At 64.9% G+C, this 15,196-nt stretch carries 16 protein-coding genes; 8 read left to right on the top strand and 8 right to left on the bottom strand.

The window, feature by feature from the left end:
* Positions 1-119 precede the first annotated feature (119 nt).
* The 3 genes from ASC89_RS06360 to ASC89_RS06350 are packed head-to-tail and all read right to left on the bottom strand — an operon-like array spanning position 120 to position 3,689.
* Positions 120-554: an SRPBCC domain-containing protein gene (locus ASC89_RS06360; protein ID WP_055995941.1), complete on the bottom strand. Its 435-nt coding sequence runs from the start codon at positions 552-554 to the stop codon at positions 120-122.
* Positions 555-576: 22 nt separating this feature from the next.
* A complete protein-coding gene (locus tag ASC89_RS06355; RefSeq protein ID WP_055878296.1) occupies positions 577-1,743 on the bottom strand; it encodes a hypothetical protein in 1,167 nt (388 codons plus the stop codon).
* Entirely contained in the window at positions 1,740-3,689 is a 1,950-nt protein-coding gene (locus tag ASC89_RS06350; RefSeq protein ID WP_055995938.1) for a glycosyltransferase family 2 protein, read from the bottom strand. Before ASC89_RS06350 ends, ASC89_RS06355 begins: the two co-directional genes overlap by 4 nt.
* A gap of 183 nt (positions 3,690-3,872) precedes the next feature.
* Here ASC89_RS06350 and ASC89_RS06345 point away from each other — a divergent pair, with 183 nt between their 5' ends.
* From ASC89_RS06345 to ASC89_RS06325, 5 genes are all read left to right on the top strand, one after another.
* Entirely contained in the window at positions 3,873-5,345 is a 1,473-nt protein-coding gene (locus ASC89_RS06345; protein WP_055995935.1) for a YcjX family protein, read from the top strand.
* Positions 5,342-6,364, top strand: coding sequence for a YcjF family protein (locus tag ASC89_RS06340; protein ID WP_055995932.1), 1,023 nt, complete (start codon positions 5,342-5,344; stop codon positions 6,362-6,364). Before ASC89_RS06345 ends, ASC89_RS06340 begins: the two co-directional genes overlap by 4 nt.
* A 113-nt stretch (positions 6,365-6,477) precedes the next feature.
* On the top strand, positions 6,478-7,314 hold the full coding sequence (locus ASC89_RS06335) for a S9 family peptidase (protein ID WP_082533211.1): 837 nt from the start codon (positions 6,478-6,480) through the stop codon (positions 7,312-7,314).
* Positions 7,315-7,471: 157 nt separating this feature from the next.
* A complete protein-coding gene (locus ASC89_RS06330; RefSeq protein ID WP_055995929.1) occupies positions 7,472-8,059 on the top strand; it encodes an NADPH-dependent FMN reductase in 588 nt (195 codons plus the stop codon).
* Between the two features lie 175 nt (positions 8,060-8,234).
* Positions 8,235-8,597: a YciI family protein gene (locus ASC89_RS06325; RefSeq protein WP_055878305.1), complete on the top strand. Its 363-nt coding sequence runs from the start codon at positions 8,235-8,237 to the stop codon at positions 8,595-8,597.
* A 152-nt stretch (positions 8,598-8,749) separates the two neighbouring features.
* Here the strand turns inward: ASC89_RS06325 and ASC89_RS06320 are convergent, their stop codons facing one another.
* Positions 8,750-9,301 carry a DUF2269 family protein gene (locus ASC89_RS06320; protein ID WP_055995926.1) on the bottom strand — a complete coding sequence of 184 codons (552 nt, stop codon included), beginning with the start codon at positions 9,299-9,301 and terminating at the stop codon, positions 8,750-8,752.
* 280 nt (positions 9,302-9,581) lie between these two features.
* Here ASC89_RS06320 and ASC89_RS06315 point away from each other — a divergent pair, with 280 nt between their 5' ends.
* Positions 9,582-10,454: an EamA family transporter gene (locus ASC89_RS06315; RefSeq protein ID WP_055996702.1), complete on the top strand. Its 873-nt coding sequence runs from the start codon at positions 9,582-9,584 to the stop codon at positions 10,452-10,454.
* On the opposite strand, the gene ASC89_RS06310 is transcribed toward ASC89_RS06315, so the two are convergent.
* The gene (locus ASC89_RS06310) at positions 10,455-10,928 is read right to left on the bottom strand and encodes a helix-turn-helix domain-containing protein (protein ID WP_082528046.1); all 474 of its coding nucleotides are present in this window, start codon (positions 10,926-10,928) and stop codon (positions 10,455-10,457) included. It lies immediately after the preceding gene.
* 131 nt (positions 10,929-11,059) lie between these two features.
* Here ASC89_RS06310 and ASC89_RS06305 point away from each other — a divergent pair, with 131 nt between their 5' ends.
* Positions 11,060-11,659: an NADPH-dependent FMN reductase gene (locus ASC89_RS06305; RefSeq protein WP_055995922.1), complete on the top strand. Its 600-nt coding sequence runs from the start codon at positions 11,060-11,062 to the stop codon at positions 11,657-11,659.
* Positions 11,660-11,814: 155 nt separating this feature from the next.
* Positions 11,815-12,288 (top strand): SH3 domain-containing protein, encoded by a 474-nt coding sequence (locus ASC89_RS06300; RefSeq protein ID WP_162247910.1) that lies wholly within the window; start codon positions 11,815-11,817, stop codon positions 12,286-12,288.
* 111 nt (positions 12,289-12,399) lie between these two features.
* Here ASC89_RS06300 and ASC89_RS06295 read toward each other — a convergent pair whose 3' ends face one another.
* From ASC89_RS06295 to ASC89_RS28095, 3 genes are all read right to left on the bottom strand, one after another.
* The gene (locus ASC89_RS06295) at positions 12,400-12,732 is read right to left on the bottom strand and encodes a 2Fe-2S iron-sulfur cluster-binding protein (protein WP_055878313.1); all 333 of its coding nucleotides are present in this window, start codon (positions 12,730-12,732) and stop codon (positions 12,400-12,402) included.
* 3 nt (positions 12,733-12,735) lie between these two features.
* Positions 12,736-13,761, bottom strand: coding sequence for an NAD(P)/FAD-dependent oxidoreductase (locus tag ASC89_RS06290; RefSeq protein ID WP_055878314.1), 1,026 nt, complete (start codon positions 13,759-13,761; stop codon positions 12,736-12,738).
* A gap of 124 nt (positions 13,762-13,885) precedes the next feature.
* On the bottom strand, positions 13,886-15,172 hold the full coding sequence (locus tag ASC89_RS28095) for a phosphoadenylyl-sulfate reductase (RefSeq protein WP_082533209.1): 1,287 nt from the start codon (positions 15,170-15,172) through the stop codon (positions 13,886-13,888).
* Positions 15,173-15,196 lie beyond the last annotated feature (24 nt).

The following is a 15,196-nucleotide window of genomic DNA, read 5'->3' as shown; positions in this document are numbered from 1 at the left end:
CATCCTCCCCCATGAAGGGGGAGGTGCCGCATTGAGATTGCGGCAGCGATGGGTGTCAAACGCTCGACTCTTCACCTCCCCATTCATGGGGGAGGCCGGGAGGGGGCCGTCTGCTTCAGTCAGTGCATCCCCTCCGCCGACTGCTTCAGACCTTCCAGCATCATGGTCCAGTTCTTTTCGAACTCGGCCCGGGTCTTGGCGTCGACCTCGGTGTCCTGGCCCTCGTTGAACTGGCTGAGCGTCACCTTGGTGCGCGCGCCTGATGGGGCGAGCTCATACCTGACCACGTGGTAGCTGGGCGGACGTTTGCCGGAGCCGTCCTTGTCGCTCCAGTGGGTGAAGCTCAACTCCTTGGCTTCCGCGAGGGTCTGGATCTCACCGCGATCGGTGAAGCTCCTGCCCTGCCATTCGCCCTTGAAGGTGATGGGATGGCCGATCTTCCAATCGGTCTCGATCCTGGTGCCGGGGAACATGGCGCCGCCCTTCATCGCCTTCCATACGGTGGCGCTGGGGGCAGCAATGAAAGTGTCGATTTCAACGACAGGTTTGTGCATTTGCACCTCCTCTGATTGGAGGTCAAACGCCCGACCTGAGGGACAGTTGCGCAATGCCGGCCGGAACCTGGTTGAACAGCGCCGCCTTCCACGCTGCATCGTTCCAGAGATCGCTGTAGGTCCAGCTCGCCGCGGCCGCGAGCACCAGCAGCAGCAACGACAGCAGCCGGAGCTGGAACGGCAGCCGAACCACGGCAAGCCACGACAGGAAGGCAACGATCAGCGCGATCGGCGGCACGATGGCAGTCATGGTGGTGTTGAGGATGGTGCGGGCGAACACCAGGTAGAGCGGCAGGGCGATCACCGCCAGCGCGCTGAAGACGTGGCGCCGCTCCGGGAGTTCGGGCCAGAAGCAGTAGAGCAGCGGCACGATCAGCACCGGCGCAAACACCGCCAGCGCCTCGAGCCCGCCCGCCAGCGCCTCAACGTCGAAGTGCAGGTTGGTGTAAGTGCTGACATAGGGCAGCAGGGCGGCCGCGACATCCATTCGCGCCTGCACGATGAAGCCGACAATGCCGATGGCGACGATCAGCGTCGGCAGGATCGCCACCAGCAGCATGGCCACGAAGGCACGCGGGTCGGTGCGCGCATCGCGATCCGCCAAGGCCGTGGCGATGGCCAGCGGGACGATCAGCAGCGCCGCGATCGGGCTCGCCAGCAGCAGCAAGGGTAACAGCAGCCCGAGCCCGATGGCCGATTGCACGTCGCCGACATCCTCGAGCGAACGGATCGCCGGGATCAGCGCGGCGAAGGCGATGTAGAGCGGGATGGCGCGCGAGGATGCCGTCACCGTGTAGAGGCCGCCGGCATGCAGCATCAGCGCGACGAGCGCGATGAACGCGCCGATGCGGAACCAGCCATTGGCGCGCAGCCGGTCGTACAGCGCGCCGAAGGCGAAGCCCGAGACGGCGACGACGGTCAGCGACAGCGCCCATTGCTGCAGCTGGGTGCCCGGCAGCAGGCCGACGACGCGCAGCACCACCTGCGACAGCCAGCCGCCGGTTCGCCACGCCTCGCCTGCCTGCAGCTGTTCGATGTCGCGGCGGACATAGCCGCCATCGATGACGTGCAGCGCCAGCACCAGCAGCACAATCACGGCCGCCAGTGACCAAAGAATCGTCGCCGGGCGCCAGAATGGCCGCCGCTGATGGGCCGCAACCGGGGCGGTGGCGAGATCGAGGATGCTCATTTCGCCGCCTCGCTCTTGACCTGTTCGAGCGTCTTCTGGGTGACGCTCGAGGTGCCGTGCTCGGTCTTTTCCCAGTAGTGCGGGTTGAAGATCAGCTGCCAGAACGCCTTGTAGGCGGCGATCGAGTGCAGCACCCAGTAAACCGGGAGCAGGATGCCGACCGGCACCAGGTCATAGTACTTGCGCTTCAACGCCGCGATCACCCCGAAATAGACGAGGAACAGGTTGCCGATCACCAGGTTGAACAGCGCCATGGTGCCGAACGGCTCGGGGAACAACCAGCCGAAATCCCAGCTATTGGTGAACCACACCAGGAAGGTGATCACCCACAGGATCGGCGCCAGCAGCATGGTGAAGGGCGGCACGCCGATGAAGAAGTGGAAGGAGAAGAAGCCCTTGGCGCCGATGGACTTCCAGAGCTGGATCGGGTGCCGCATGTGCACCAGCCAGGTCTGCATGTAACCCTTGATCCAGCGCGAGCGCTGCTTGATCCAGCTGGGCAGCACGCCGTTGGCTTCCTCGTAGGTGGTCGAGTTGATGACGCCGACGGTGTAGCCCTCCTGCGCCAGCCGCACGCCGAGATCGGCATCCTCGGTGACGTTGTAGGGGTCCCAGGCCCCCACCTTGCGCAGCGCCGAAAGCTTGAAGTGGTTGGAGGTGCCGCCGAGCGGGATCGGCACCTTCAGCCAATCGAGCCCCGGCAGCAGGAAATCGAACCACTGGCTGTACTCGAGCGTGAACATCCGCGTCAGCCAGTTTTCGGAGCGGTTGAAGTAGTTGAGCCGCCCCTGGACACAGGCGAGCTGAGGGTCGCCGTTGCGGAAGGCCAGCACGGCCTTCTTCAACTGGTCCGGCTCAGGCTGATCCTCGGCATCGTAGATGGTGACGAACTCGCCGCGGCTGAACTGCAGCGCGTAGTTGCAGGCCTTGGGCTTGGTCTTGGGTTGACTCGGTGGCACCCGGACGATCTCGAAGGTGCCGGGCAGCCGCAGGGCCTTCGCTGCCTCGATGGTTTCGGTATCGTCCTCCTCGAGGACCAGCTTCACCTCGAGCTTGGAGGCTGGATAATCCAGCCCTTTCAGCGCCTTGGTCAGCAGCGGCAGGACCTTGGCCTCTTTGTACATCGGCACCAGCACGGTGTAGACCGGCAGCTCACTGTCCCTGAGCGCGGCGATCGCCTCGGGCGAGATCTCCATGTCGGCCTTGCGCGACGAGCCGATGAAGGTCAGCACGAACTTGAACACGAAGGTCAGGGTGTAGATGGTGGTGAAGAACGCCATCAGCGTCACCGCCGTCGCCATCGGCGCCAGCACGAGACCTGCCAGCAAGACCGCCAGCACCGCCCACAACACCAGCTTCTGCGGCTTGGTCACCGTGTATTTGGCCGAGTGCTCGGGCTTCCACGAATAGAGCGCCTCGCGGGCGAAGAAGCTGTCCCAATCGCGGAACAGCTGCTGGGTCTGCCACAGGATATCGAATGGCGAGGTGATGACGAAATCGTAGCTGTCGGGGCCGAACCGCTCGTCGCCCCACAGGAAATGTTCGGTGGTAATCTCGGTGGCGGCGAGGATCAGCCGGCCGTCGATCCGGCGCCAGGGCACGATGTTGCGCTCGGCGTAATCGGCGCGGTCCTCGACCCTGGTCAGGGTGTGGTCGATCGGTTCGCGCTGCAGATCGACGAAGGGCAGCCCGTACACTTCGGCGACCGCCTTGTAATAGTCTATCGGCCGTACGAACCCGAGCGCGATGATGGTTGCGGCAAGGCTCGAGCCCCACTCCGCCGTCTGCCGCATGGCGATCGCCAGATCGGTGAGCCGCAGCGTCTTTTTGGCAAGCAACAGCTTGGCGACATCGAGATGCAGCCGTTCGCCGGCCGTACGTTCGCGCGGAACCCCGACGAGTTCGTCTGCATCAGCCTCAAAATTACGAGCAACCGCGTAAGCCATGGTTCAGCTAAGGCGGGGAACCGTGAAGAATCCCCAAATCTGGCAATCACGATTCCTCCCAACGGGCCAACGCGCTAGCCTTGCAATCGCCATGGGACCGCCTACCTTCCCGACAATCTTGGTTTGTCGCGCTTTCGAACCGGAAAAGTCTGCAACTTTTCCTGAAAGCGCTTAGGGAACCCGATGCCGCAAGCGCCGACGACCATCACCGACGAGATCGGCATCGCGCTGGGCAACCTCGCCGATGCGGCGGTGGCGCCGTTCACGCCCACCTTGCGGCTGGGGGTGACCGGGCTCAGCCGCGCCGGCAAGACCATCTTCATCACCGCGCTGATCCACAACCTCCTCACCGGCGGGCGCCTGCCCGGCTTTGCGGCGCTGACCGAGGGCCGCTTCATCGGCGCGCGGCTGGCCGAACACCCGGATGCCGGCATTCCCCGCTTTGCCTACGAGCAGCATCTGGCGGCGCTGACCGGCAAGGAGCCGCACTGGCCGGAATCGACGCGGAAGATCAGCCAGTTGCGGCTGACGCTGAAGTTCCAGTCGAAGCGCTGGGTGTCGGGGATGTTCGGGCCGACAGTGCTTAACCTCGATATCGTCGACTATCCCGGCGAGTGGCTGCTCGACCTGCCGCTGTTGTCACTGAGCTTCGCCGAGTGGAGCGCACAGGCCCTGAAGCGTGCTGCGCTGCCGCACTCGAAAACCGAAGCCGCGGCGTTCATGAGCGAGATCCAGCAGACGGACAGCTCGAAGGAAGCGACGGATGTGGATGCCGAACGGCTGGCGGCGGCGTTCACCGACTATTTGCGGCGCAGCCGCGAGGACGGACGGGCCCTCAGCACCCTGCCCCCGGGCCGGTTCCTGCTGCCCGGCGACCTCGACGGCAGCCCGGCCTTGACCTTCGCGCCGCTGCCGCCACCGGTCGGCCCGGTGCGGTCGTCGAGCCTCTACGCCATGCTCGAGCGTCGCTACGAGGCCTATAAGGCGATCGTGGTGCGGCCGTTCTTCCGCGACCACTTCGCGCGGCTCGATCGGCAGGTGGTGCTGGTCGATACGCTCAGGGCGCTGAACGCCGGCCCGGCAGCAGTGGCCGATCTCGAGACAGCGTTGACCGATATCCTGTCCTGCTTCCGGCAGGGCGACAACAACCCGATCACTCGCCTGGTGGCGCGACGTATCGACCGCATCCTGTTCGCGGCCACCAAGGCCGACCACATCCACTCCTCGAGCCATGACCGGCTGGAGGCGGTGATGAACCGGCTGGTCGCCGATGCGGCGCGCAAGGCCCGGTTCGCCGGGGCCGAGACCCGCTCGATGGCCATCGCGGCGATCCGGGCAACGCGCGAGAGCGTCATCGAAGACGGCGGCGAGAAGCACGAGGTGATCGTCGGTACGCCGCAGGCGGGCGAGGTGCTGGACGGCAAGACCTATGACGGCAAGACGGAAATCGCGCTATTCCCCGGTGACTTGCCCGAGCATCCTGATGCGCTGTTCGAGGCAGATTCGCTTCGCGAAGGTGGTCGTCCAGTTGCGCTGAATTTCCTGCGCTTTCAGCCGCCGCAGCGGCTGGAAAAGAACGCCGAAGGCAATGTGGTGCTGCCGCATATCCGTTTCGACCGGGCGCTCGACTACCTGATCGGAGACTGGCTGCGATGAAACCACCCTTCGCCCGCCCCGTCTCGTCCAGCGGCGACGCCGCCGAGGAGCCACGCCGCCCGCGCGTGTTCGAACCGGCGCAGGCCGTCGCCCTGCCCGAGAGCATCGAGCCGATCACCGATATCGAGGCGCCACTGGATGATGCGGCGCGACCGCCGCGGCTGCTCGGCTGGGTCGGACGAGTCGCCTGGATCGCCGGCGGTATCCTGGTGTCGTTGGCGTTGGGTCTGGCGGCCGAGCGGCTGATCGCCGAACTGTTCGCGGCGCAGCCTTGGCTCGGCTGGGTCGGCCTCGGCGTGCTTGCCGTGCTGGTGATCGCGCTGCTGGTGATCATCGTGCGCGAGGTGGCGTCGTTGCTGCGGCTCCGCGCCCTCGACCAGCTACGCCACGCGGCGATCGCGGCCTTGGCCAGCGACCGCAACAAGGACGGCGCGGCGATCACCCGCGAACTGCTCGAGATTTACGCCCGCCGGCCGGACGTGGCGCGGCCACGCGACGAGCTGGAGAGCAATGCGCGCCACGTCTTCGATGGCGCCGAGCATGTCCGGCTGGGTGAGCGGCTGCTGATGGCGCCGCTCGATACGCGAGCCCGGGCGCTGACGGCGGCCTCAGCGCGGCGCGTGGCGCTGGTGACGGCGGTCTCGCCGCGGGCACTGATCGACATCGCCTTCGTCATCTTCGAGAGCGTGCGGCTGGGTGGCGACATCGCCCGGCTCTATGGGGCGCGGCCCGGCTTCATCGGCACCTGGCGGCTGATCGGCGCCATCCTCGCACACCTCGCGGTCACCGGCGGGCTGGTGCTGACCGACGGGGTGGTCGAGCAGCTGGTCGGCCAGGGGCTGGCGGCAAAACTCTCGGCGCGGCTTGGTGAGGGCGTAGTCAACGGGCTGATGACGGTACGGGTCGGCATCGCCGCCATGCGCGTGGTCCGCCCGCTGCCGTTCGAGGTGGTAAAGCAGCCGATGGTCAAGGATTTCATCCCGGAACTGGCCAACGTGCTGAACGCGGAGAAGAAGTAGATCGGGCTTGTTCGCTCGTCCCACATTGTCGGATTTCTTCAATCTCGTTCCGGGTCCCGTCGCTAGAACTGTGGACATCAACACGGGCCTCGGGCCAACAACGGAGAGAAGAAATGTCGATCCTCAGCACCAGCACCAAGACCGTCGCCACCCTCGCCTTCGCGCTGCTGGCCAGCGCCTCCCTCGCGGCCGAGACGGTCGTCGATCTGCCGAGCGGCGTGAAGGGCACACTCTCCACCCCCGATAACGGCGCGACCGGCCAGGCCGTGGTGATGCTGCACGGTTTCGGCAGCTCCCGCGATGAAGTGGGTGGGCTGTTCGCCCAGCAGGCGGCGGCGCTGGCCGCCGAAGGCATCGCTTCGCTGCGCATCGACTTCCGCGGCTATGGCGAGAGCACCGGCGACATGGCGGACACCACGCTCGAAGGGCTGGTGGCAGATGCCGCCGAAGCCCGCAGCTATCTCGGCAGCGTCGAGGGCGTCGATGCGGCGCGGGTCGGCGTCATCGGCTACAGCTTCGGCGCTGCGGTCGCCATGCTCGAACCCGACGACTTCAAGTCGGTCGTGGTGTGGGGCCAGATGGGCGACCTGCAGGAGGAGTTCCACGAGTTCCTCGGCCAGGATTTCTACGACAAGGCCAAGGCCGAGGGCTCGGCCAGTGTCGATCTCGGCTGGCGGGTGGTGACACTGAAGCAGAGCTTCTTCGACAGCCTGGCCCAGAACGATCTCGCCGCCCGGTTCTCGGGCTATGCCGGCCCGTTCCTGACCATTGCCGGCGAAGCCGACCCGGCCATCGGCTACTTCGAACAGTACCTGGGTCTCGCCAAGGGCAAGACCGAGTCGCTCAGCATCCCGGGCGCCGACCATATGCTGGGTGTGTTCAGCGAGCAGCCCGCAATCGGCAAAGAGGTGATCGACAAGACCACCGCCTGGCTGAAGGACACGCTGTAACAACCCTTCCGATCGAAGCCAGGGGCCGGGTTCACACCCGGCCCCTTTCTGCGCGGTGAACAATGCGTTCGCCAGTTACATGGATGTGCCGTCTTGCGCGCTTCTGACCATAGGCACATATCCACCCCCAGTCACATCTAGTAACCAGGGGGCACCAATGTACCGGGTCGCCGTATTCGTCGGGAGCACGCGCCCGACCTCTTCCAACCTCAAGCTCGCCAAGGCGCTGGAAAAGCTGGCCGCCGGCAAGCTCGAGTTCCAGTACATCAAGATCGACAACCTGCCTTTCTACGACGACGCGCTGTGGAACGATCCGCCGGCCGAAGTGATGCGGCTGAAGCGCGAGATCGCCGCGGCGGATGCGGTGCTGTTCGTGACGCCCGAATACAACCGCTCGATCCCGGGTATCCTCAAGAACGCCATCGACTGGCCGTCGCGGCCGTTCGGCGAGAGCGTCTGGACGGACAAGCCGGGCGCCATTGCCGGCGCCACTGGCGGGGTCAGCGGCACCGCTGCGGCACAGGCGCACCTGCGCTCCATCCTGCCGGTGGTGGGCGTGGCCCTGATGGGCCGGCCGGAGATCTATTTCCAGTCGCGGCCGGGCGCGATCGACGACGACAACAACATCACCGACGAGCGGCTCAGGACCAACCTCAACATCTGGGTCGAGCGCTTCACCGACTGGATCGGCATGTTCACGAGGCCGCAGCAGGCGGTGGAAGAGATCGAGCGCAAAACCGCCTAGAGCGCTTCGCCGTTTCAATGAAGCGGCGTCGCGCTTTCGATCCCCGGATCAAGTTCGAGGAGGAAAAGTCTGCAACTTTTCCTGAAAGCGCTCCTGATCACTTTCACACAAGAGTCGCATCGGCGGGCTACCCATTCCCATATCCGGCACGTCGCCGGCGATATGGAGATGCGCGATGCCCAACTATCTCTTGGCCTACCATGGCGGTGGCGAACCCGAGAGCGAAGAGGCGCAAGCGGCAGTGATGCTGGCCTGGAATGAGTGGCTCGAAGCGACCGGCGAAGCAATGCTGGATCTTGGCAGCCCGGTCGGCGCGACAATGACCGTCGGCTCGGATGGCGCGGTGGGCCCTGCCCCGGCCGATCCGGTCAGCGGCTACTCGATCATCGAGGCCGACGACATGGACGCCGCGCTCGAGATCGCCAAGGGCTGCCCGGTGCTCGCCGATGGCGGCAGCGTCGAAGTCTCCGAGCTCGTCGACATGGAGTTCGACGACGAGGACGATGATGACGACGAGGATGAAGACGAAGACGACTGAAACCCGCTGGTGGTCGCGGCGCGCCCCCAAGCGGCGCCGCGACCACCACATGCCACCGTTTCGTTGAAACGGTTACATGTTCGAAGTCTTTGGTTTCCAGCGCTTTCGAACCGGAAAAGTCTGCAACTTTTCCTGAAAGCGCTGGAGGGGGCTCACTCGGCGCGAAGCGGGTGCAGCCGCGCCTTGCTGCCGAGGATCAGGAAGGCCGTGACACCGAGCGCGCCGTAAATCACGACAAGCGCCAGGATGTCAGTCCAGTTGGGCTTCAGCACCATCAGCGCGACGATGGCGATGATGCTGGCATAGTCGACCATGGCGATGCGGATCATCCGGCTGCCGAACACGGCGGCCTCGGCGATCTTGCCGTCGGCAATCAGCCGGGCCGCCTCTTCGCCCATCGGACGCAGAAAGAAGTGGCCGACAACGAAGCTGGCGAGCGCACCGACGAGGCCAAGGATGACCCAGGCCTCACCCCAGAGGTTACCGAGCAGCACGATGACGAGGCCGAACAGCAGCGTCAGGCCCGAGGCCGGCAGGAACCACAGCATGGCAAGGCTGCCCAGGCTCCCGGTGACCCGCATCAGGCTCTCGTCGTCACCCTGGCGCATGGCCAGGATGGCCTGCAGCAGCATGACCGCGCCGCCGCCGAACCAGGCCATGGCCGCGAGCACATGCAGAAACTTGAAGATTGTATAGACGTCCATCGATCCCTCGCGTGCCCCCCGCGAAGGCGCGCTGGGTAGGTCGGCGTCGGTGAACCGGGGATGAATGGGCGTTGGGGCCTGTCACATGCACGATGCCATCTCCCGCTTGGCGGCAGGGAGAAAGCGGGGATGCTGGAGGACACCGTGGCTACGTATCCCTCTCTGGCGAAAACTAAGGACTTAGCTCCGCTAAGCCCAAGTTTTCGCTTTCTCCCCACAAGGGGGGAGATGAGCTGTGGCACTATCCAGCCCGACCTCAACCGATTCCCTCGGCCCCGCGATGAACCTCAAACTTGCAGCTCTGGGCGCGGCGATCCTGTGGGGGTTCACCTACATCATCACCACCACCATGCTGCCGCATAACCCGATCTTCATCGGCTCGGTGCGGGCGCTGGGTGGCGGGCTGCTGTTGCTGGCATTCGCCCGGCAGATGGTGCCGCGGGGTTATTGGCCGAAGCTGATCGTGCTCGGGACGCTGAATTTCGGGGCGTTCTTCGCCCTGCTGTTCGTTTCAGCGATCCGGCTGCCGGGCGGCGTTGCCGGCACCTTCCAGACGCTGGGGCCGCTGATCACCATTCTGCTCGCCTGGGCGCTGCTGAGCCAGCCGCCGACGCTGATGAAGATCGTCTCGATCCTGATTGGTGCAGTGGGCGTGACGCTGGTGATCCTCCGTGCCGATGCCGGGATCGACATGATCGGCGTCGCAGCGGCGCTCTGCAGCGTCGTCGCCGGCTCGCTCGGCGGCATCCTGATCAACCGCTGGGGCCGGCCGGCGGAAATGTCGCTGGTGAGCTTCACGGCCTGGCAGCTGCTGATCGGCGGCACAGAGCTGGCGGTGCTGGCGCTGATCATCGGGGATGTGCCCGCTGCGATCAGCTGGACCAATGCGCTGGGGTTGGCGATTCTTGCGGTGGTGTTGACCGCCCTGCCCTTCATCCTGTGGTTCCGCGCCATCGTGGCGCTGGGCGCGGCCTCGGTGATCCCGTTTGTGCTGGTGACGCCGGTGGTCGCTTTCATCCTCGATGCGGTGATCCGCAACGTCGTGCCGGGCCCTTTGCAACTGGTCGGCGTGGTGCTGGTGATGACCGGGTTGATCGTCAACCAGTGGGCCGGCGCGCGGTCCGCCAAATCTGCTGCCAGCAAACCTGCCTGATCACCAGGCGAGGCGCTTGGCCTCTTCCTCGCGCTCGGCAAAGCGCTCGCGGGCTTCCTCGACGCGGTGCCGGTTGGCGTGGGCCCAATTGCCGATGACCCGCAGCGGCTCCTGCAGCTCCTGGCCCATCTCGGTCAGCGCATAATCGACACGCGGCGGAATGCTGGGCGTCACCTTGCGGGAGACGAAGCCATCCTTTTCGAGATCACGCAGCGTTGCGGTCAGCATCTTCTGCGAGACGCCGTCGATGTGCCGCTTGATCTCCGAGAACCGCCGCGGCCCGGCGCTCAGCACCTGCACCACGAGGATGGTCCACTTGCCGCTGATCTGCGCCAGCACCTCGTGCACCGGCAGCATGGCCCGGGAGCATTCGGCAAAGGTCTCGGGCTCGTTCACATCGTGCCGGGGAGCCCAGCTCGGGGTGCCGGAAGCGGGAGCCGGCTGTGGTTCCGTGTTGGTGACCAGGTCGTCCATGGGTAACTCCGTCTCGAAACGGTGCCGTCTTGTGCACCTCTGAGGTAGTCACCAACATAGCGCCAGTTACTGACGGTGACTAGGTCTCTGTTGGTGGCCACCCATGCACTCCTGACAAGGCAGACACCCAAATGAGCAGCAAGCCACGCATCGGCATCATCCTCTCCACCACCCGCGAAACCCGCTTTGCCGACCGCCCGGCGCAATGGGTGCTCGACATCGCCAAGGCCCGCGGCGACGCCGACTATGAGATCGTCGACCTCAGGGATTTTCCGATTCCGTTCTTCGATGCCGTCGGCTCGCCGCGCTTCGTGCCGCAGACCAACGAGGTCGCGCTGCGCTGGGCGAGGAAGGTGTCGGAACTCGACGGCTACATCTTCGTCACTGCCGAATACAACCGCTCGATCTCGGGCGTCTTAAAGAACGCCCTCGATCACATCTACGACGAGCCGGCCCGCAAGCCGGCCGCGTTTGTCGGCTACGGCGCAGTGGGCGCGGCGCGCGCCGTCGAGCAGTTGCGGCTGATGGCGGTGGAACTGAGCATGGTGCCGATGAAGGCGGGCGTTCATATCAACATGGAGCCTTTGCTCGGCATGCTGCGCGGCGGCAAGGATTTTGCCGACTACGACTACCTGGCGCCGACGGTGACCGCGATGCTGGATGAACTGGCCTGGTACACCAAAACGTTGAAGGCAGGCCGCGAGGCCGAGGTGCTCGAACAAGCCGCCTGAACCGTCCCTCGGCCGGCGGTGCGCGCTGCCGCCGGCCAATGATTCTGCAGCGCCCGGGGAACCTGCGGGCGGTTTGGAGCTTTCACCCCTCCGCGAGAACCATGCGCTGCGGACGCCACTGGTTCTCGGCGGAATGGGAGCTGAAGCTGGCCCGTATGCTGACCTCACTCGCGCTGTTCGGAACAGTTGCGCTTGCCGCTCTTGTCCTCACTGCCTCCGGGCTGAAATACAGCACCGATATGATCGGGCAGATGGCGGCTGCCACGCCGGTCAAGACCACCAACCTGAGGCCCGGCTACGTCGCCCGTCCGACCGTTGCCCGGGCCAACGACCTGAACGTCGCGCGATCGGTGCCGGTGGTTACTCCTGAGGTCAGCACGCCGGTGAGGACACCGCCGCCGGGCTTCACCCACAGCGTTGCCGTCGAAGCGCTCAAGGTCCGGGCCGGACCGAAGCAGATCGAGCCGCAGGTGTTCACGCTCAAGGGCGGCAGCTGGGTCAACATCAGCGACACTGTCGAGGGTTGGGTGCGGATCACCGACCAGGCCGGGCACAGCGGCTGGGTCTATGGAAGTTTGCTGCGTCCCGCGACGCAGCCTGAGCTGCGTCAACAGACGCAGCAGGAGTAACGGGCCGTATCAGAGCCCGGACGATGCTCCCTGACGCGCCGCACGGGAGCATGCGCAGCGGGCGTCCAGCTTGACCTCCGGACGCCCGCTGTTTGCATCAGGAACGGCGGGTCAGGCCGCCTCGGAGTCCTTGGCAGCGCTCGGCGCCAGGGTCACACGCATGCCATCCAGTTCCTCGCTGAGCAGGATCTGACAGCTCAGCCGCGAGTTCGGCTTCTTGTCGAGCGTCGAATAGAGGAGATCCTCTTCGTCGTCGCTCGGGTCGGGGAGCTTTTCGAACCAGCCGTCCTCGACATAGACGTGGCAGGTGGCACAGGAACAGGCCCCACCGCACTCGGCCTTGATGTTGAGGCCCCAGTCGCGGATCACTTCCATCGTGCGCCAGCCATCGAGCCCTTCGAGCTCGTGTTCGACGCCGGATTGGTCAGTGACGAGAATCTTCATCGATCAGACGACGCCGAGCTTCTTCTGCAGTTTGGTCGAACTGGTGGTGTACTGGAACACCACGCGTTCGCCCGGCGATACCACGGCCTTGGCCGCCTGCGCCATCAGGGCGGCCTCGTGGAAACCCGAGAGGATGAGCTTCAGCTTGCCCGGGTAGTGGTTGATGTCGCCGATGGCGAAGATGCCGGGGACCGAGCTCTCGAACTTCGCGGTATCGACGGTGATCAGGTTGTCGTTGAGCTCGAGGCCCCAGTCGGCAACCGGGCCGAGCTTCATGGTGAGGCCGAAGAACGGCAGGAGGCGCGTCGCCGGTAGCGGGGTATCACCCGAATCCATGGCGATGTGGACGTGGTCGATCTGGCCGTCCTTGCCATCGAGCTTACCGATCTGGCCCATGAGGAAGTTGATCTTCCCCTCCATGACCAGCTCTTTCATCTTGTTGACCGAAGCCGGCGCCGCCTTGAAGGCGTCGCGACGGTGCACCAGCGTCAGCGAGCGCACGATCGGCTGCAGGTTCAGCGTCCAGTCGAGGGCCGAGTCACCGCCGCCGACGATCACCACGTCCTGGTCGCGGAAATCGTCCATCTTGCGGACAGCGTAGAACACCGACTTGTTCTCGTACTGCTCGATGCCTTCGACCGGCGGGCGCTTGGGCTGGAACGAGCCACCACCGGCGGCAACCACCACCACCTTGCACAGGAACACTTCGTCGGCATCGGTCTCGAGGCGGAACGTGCCGTCCTCGAGCTTTTCCAGCTTGGTGACCATGCGGCTGAAATGGAACTCGGGCCCGAAGGGCGCGATCTGCTGCATCAGGTTGTCGGTGAGGCCCTGCCCCGTGACCATCGGGAATCCCGGAATGTCGTAGATCGGCTTTTCCGGATAGAGCTCGGCGCACTGCCCGCCCGGGCGGTCGAGAATATCGATGAGGTGGCATTTGACATCGAGCAGACCCAGCTCGAATACGGCAAAAAGGCCCACAGGACCGGCGCCGATGATGACCACATCCGTGACGATTTCGTTCGACATTCGCTTCTCGTTTGGCTGAAGGCCGCTCCGGCCTTCCAGTTCTCAGGATGGTGCGCAGCCTGTCACGCTAGGCGCGGCGAAACGACTGCCCCCGCTGATAGCGGGGACGGCCGTGAAACTTCGATCAGGCGTTCTCGAGCGCGCGGCGCAGGAACGGACGGGTGCCCACCGGCACCTCGGTCAAGCCGACCGGCTGGTAGAACAGATCGACTGTTGCGAGCTTACCCTCTTCGAGCGCCTTCCTGGTCGGCTCGTGCTTGACCACAAAGGCGTTCATGCCGCAGCGGCGCATGTGCGAGATCTGGTCGTGCAGCACATCGCCCACGGCGCGCAGTTCGCCCTTGTAGCCGTAGCGCTCGGCGATCAGCCTCGCGGAAGAGTAACCGCGACCATCGCCGAAGGCGGGGAAGTTGATGGCGATGGAGCTGAAGCGATCGAGATCGCCCTGCACCAGCTCGACATTGTCGCCCGGCGAAACCAGCAGCCCGACCGGATGCGGGTTGGCCAGCACGGCTTCGCGGTGCTCAAGGAACACCGGCAGCGGGATGTGCGTGTAGCGCACGCTGGCCGCGTCATCGCCTTCCGCCCAGGCGCGGAACGGGTCGGCGATGAAAGCGCCGTCTTTGAAAAGGTTCAATTCCTGAGCGGCCATGGGTTTGGCGATGGCTCCGTTGAAATCGAAATGGATGCCGCACTCTTTCTTGTTCAGTCCGCGCCAGCGGCCGGCACGCGGATCTTCGCCTTCGGCCACCACGCTCGTGCACGGCGCACAACCGATCGACTTGTAGCCCTTATTGTAGAGCGGGTGCTCGGGCAACCCATACTTGAGCTTGTAGGTCGTGATATCGGCATCGGAGAAATAGGCCAGCGGGTTGACCTTGATGCGATCGTCGCTGGTCAGCTCGAAATGCGGCAGCACGCCACGCTCGGCCGTCTGGAAGCGCTTGCGGCCGGTAACCCAGCCGCCAAAACCGGAAACCGTGGCATCGAGCGGCTCGGTCTTCCTGATATGGCAGCACGAATCCGGATCGGTCTCCCACAGGTCGCCCTTGGGATCGAAGCGCTCGATATCCTTTGCATCCGGATGGAGCGCGATGACGTTGGTGAGGCCGAGCTGCCGCTTCAGCGTTTCGACATAGTCGAGCGTCTCGGGGAAGTGTTTGCCGGTCTCGAGGAAATAGACCGGCAGGTCCTTGTTCACCTCGGAGACCATGTGCAGCAGCACAGAGGAATCGGCGCCGAACGATGAAACGATGGCGACATCGTCGACTAGCAGCTCCTCGACCGCCTGGCGCAGCACGGCCACGCCATCCATCTCATCGAACATGCCGTTGAGCGACATGATGCCGAGTTCGCGCAGCTTGTCCGGCTTGTGGGCGCGAACGCCCGGGGCTGTGGCAAGATCAAGCATTGCCGCGCTCCTCGGCGTCGGGCC

The sequence above is a fragment of the Devosia sp. Root413D1 genome, assembly GCF_001425235.1.
Classification (GTDB): domain Bacteria; phylum Pseudomonadota; class Alphaproteobacteria; order Rhizobiales; family Devosiaceae; genus Devosia_A.
The sequence above is the reverse complement of the archived record's forward strand: the minus strand, read 5'-3'. Positions and strand labels throughout refer to the sequence as shown.

Excerpts from the sequence above, each read along its gene's own strand:
- ASC89_RS06310 (WP_082528046.1), bottom strand. The coding sequence starts at position 10,928 with ATGGACGACCTGGTCACCAACACGGAACCACAGCCGGCTCCCGCTTCC.
- ASC89_RS06360 (WP_055995941.1), bottom strand. The coding sequence starts at position 554 with ATGCACAAACCTGTCGTTGAAATCGACACTTTCATTGCTGCCCCCAGC.
- ASC89_RS06345 (WP_055995935.1), top strand. The coding sequence starts at position 3,873 with ATGCCGCAAGCGCCGACGACCATCACCGACGAGATCGGCATCGCGCTG.
- ASC89_RS06290 (WP_055878314.1), bottom strand. The coding sequence starts at position 13,761 with ATGTCGAACGAAATCGTCACGGATGTGGTCATCATCGGCGCCGGTCCT.
- ASC89_RS28095 (WP_082533209.1), bottom strand. The coding sequence starts at position 15,172 with ATGCTTGATCTTGCCACAGCCCCGGGCGTTCGCGCCCACAAGCCGGAC.
- ASC89_RS06300 (WP_162247910.1), top strand. The coding sequence starts at position 11,815 with ATGCTGACCTCACTCGCGCTGTTCGGAACAGTTGCGCTTGCCGCTCTT.
- ASC89_RS06305 (WP_055995922.1), top strand. The coding sequence starts at position 11,060 with ATGAGCAGCAAGCCACGCATCGGCATCATCCTCTCCACCACCCGCGAA.
- ASC89_RS06350 (WP_055995938.1), bottom strand. The coding sequence starts at position 3,689 with ATGGCTTACGCGGTTGCTCGTAATTTTGAGGCTGATGCAGACGAACTC.
- ASC89_RS06315 (WP_055996702.1), top strand. The coding sequence starts at position 9,582 with ATGAACCTCAAACTTGCAGCTCTGGGCGCGGCGATCCTGTGGGGGTTC.
- ASC89_RS06295 (WP_055878313.1), bottom strand. The coding sequence starts at position 12,732 with ATGAAGATTCTCGTCACTGACCAATCCGGCGTCGAACACGAGCTCGAA.
- ASC89_RS06325 (WP_055878305.1), top strand. The coding sequence starts at position 8,235 with ATGCCCAACTATCTCTTGGCCTACCATGGCGGTGGCGAACCCGAGAGC.
- ASC89_RS06330 (WP_055995929.1), top strand. The coding sequence starts at position 7,472 with ATGTACCGGGTCGCCGTATTCGTCGGGAGCACGCGCCCGACCTCTTCC.
- ASC89_RS06335 (WP_082533211.1), top strand. The coding sequence starts at position 6,478 with ATGTCGATCCTCAGCACCAGCACCAAGACCGTCGCCACCCTCGCCTTC.
- ASC89_RS06355 (WP_055878296.1), bottom strand. The coding sequence starts at position 1,743 with ATGAGCATCCTCGATCTCGCCACCGCCCCGGTTGCGGCCCATCAGCGG.
- ASC89_RS06340 (WP_055995932.1), top strand. The coding sequence starts at position 5,342 with ATGAAACCACCCTTCGCCCGCCCCGTCTCGTCCAGCGGCGACGCCGCC.
- ASC89_RS06320 (WP_055995926.1), bottom strand. The coding sequence starts at position 9,301 with ATGGACGTCTATACAATCTTCAAGTTTCTGCATGTGCTCGCGGCCATG.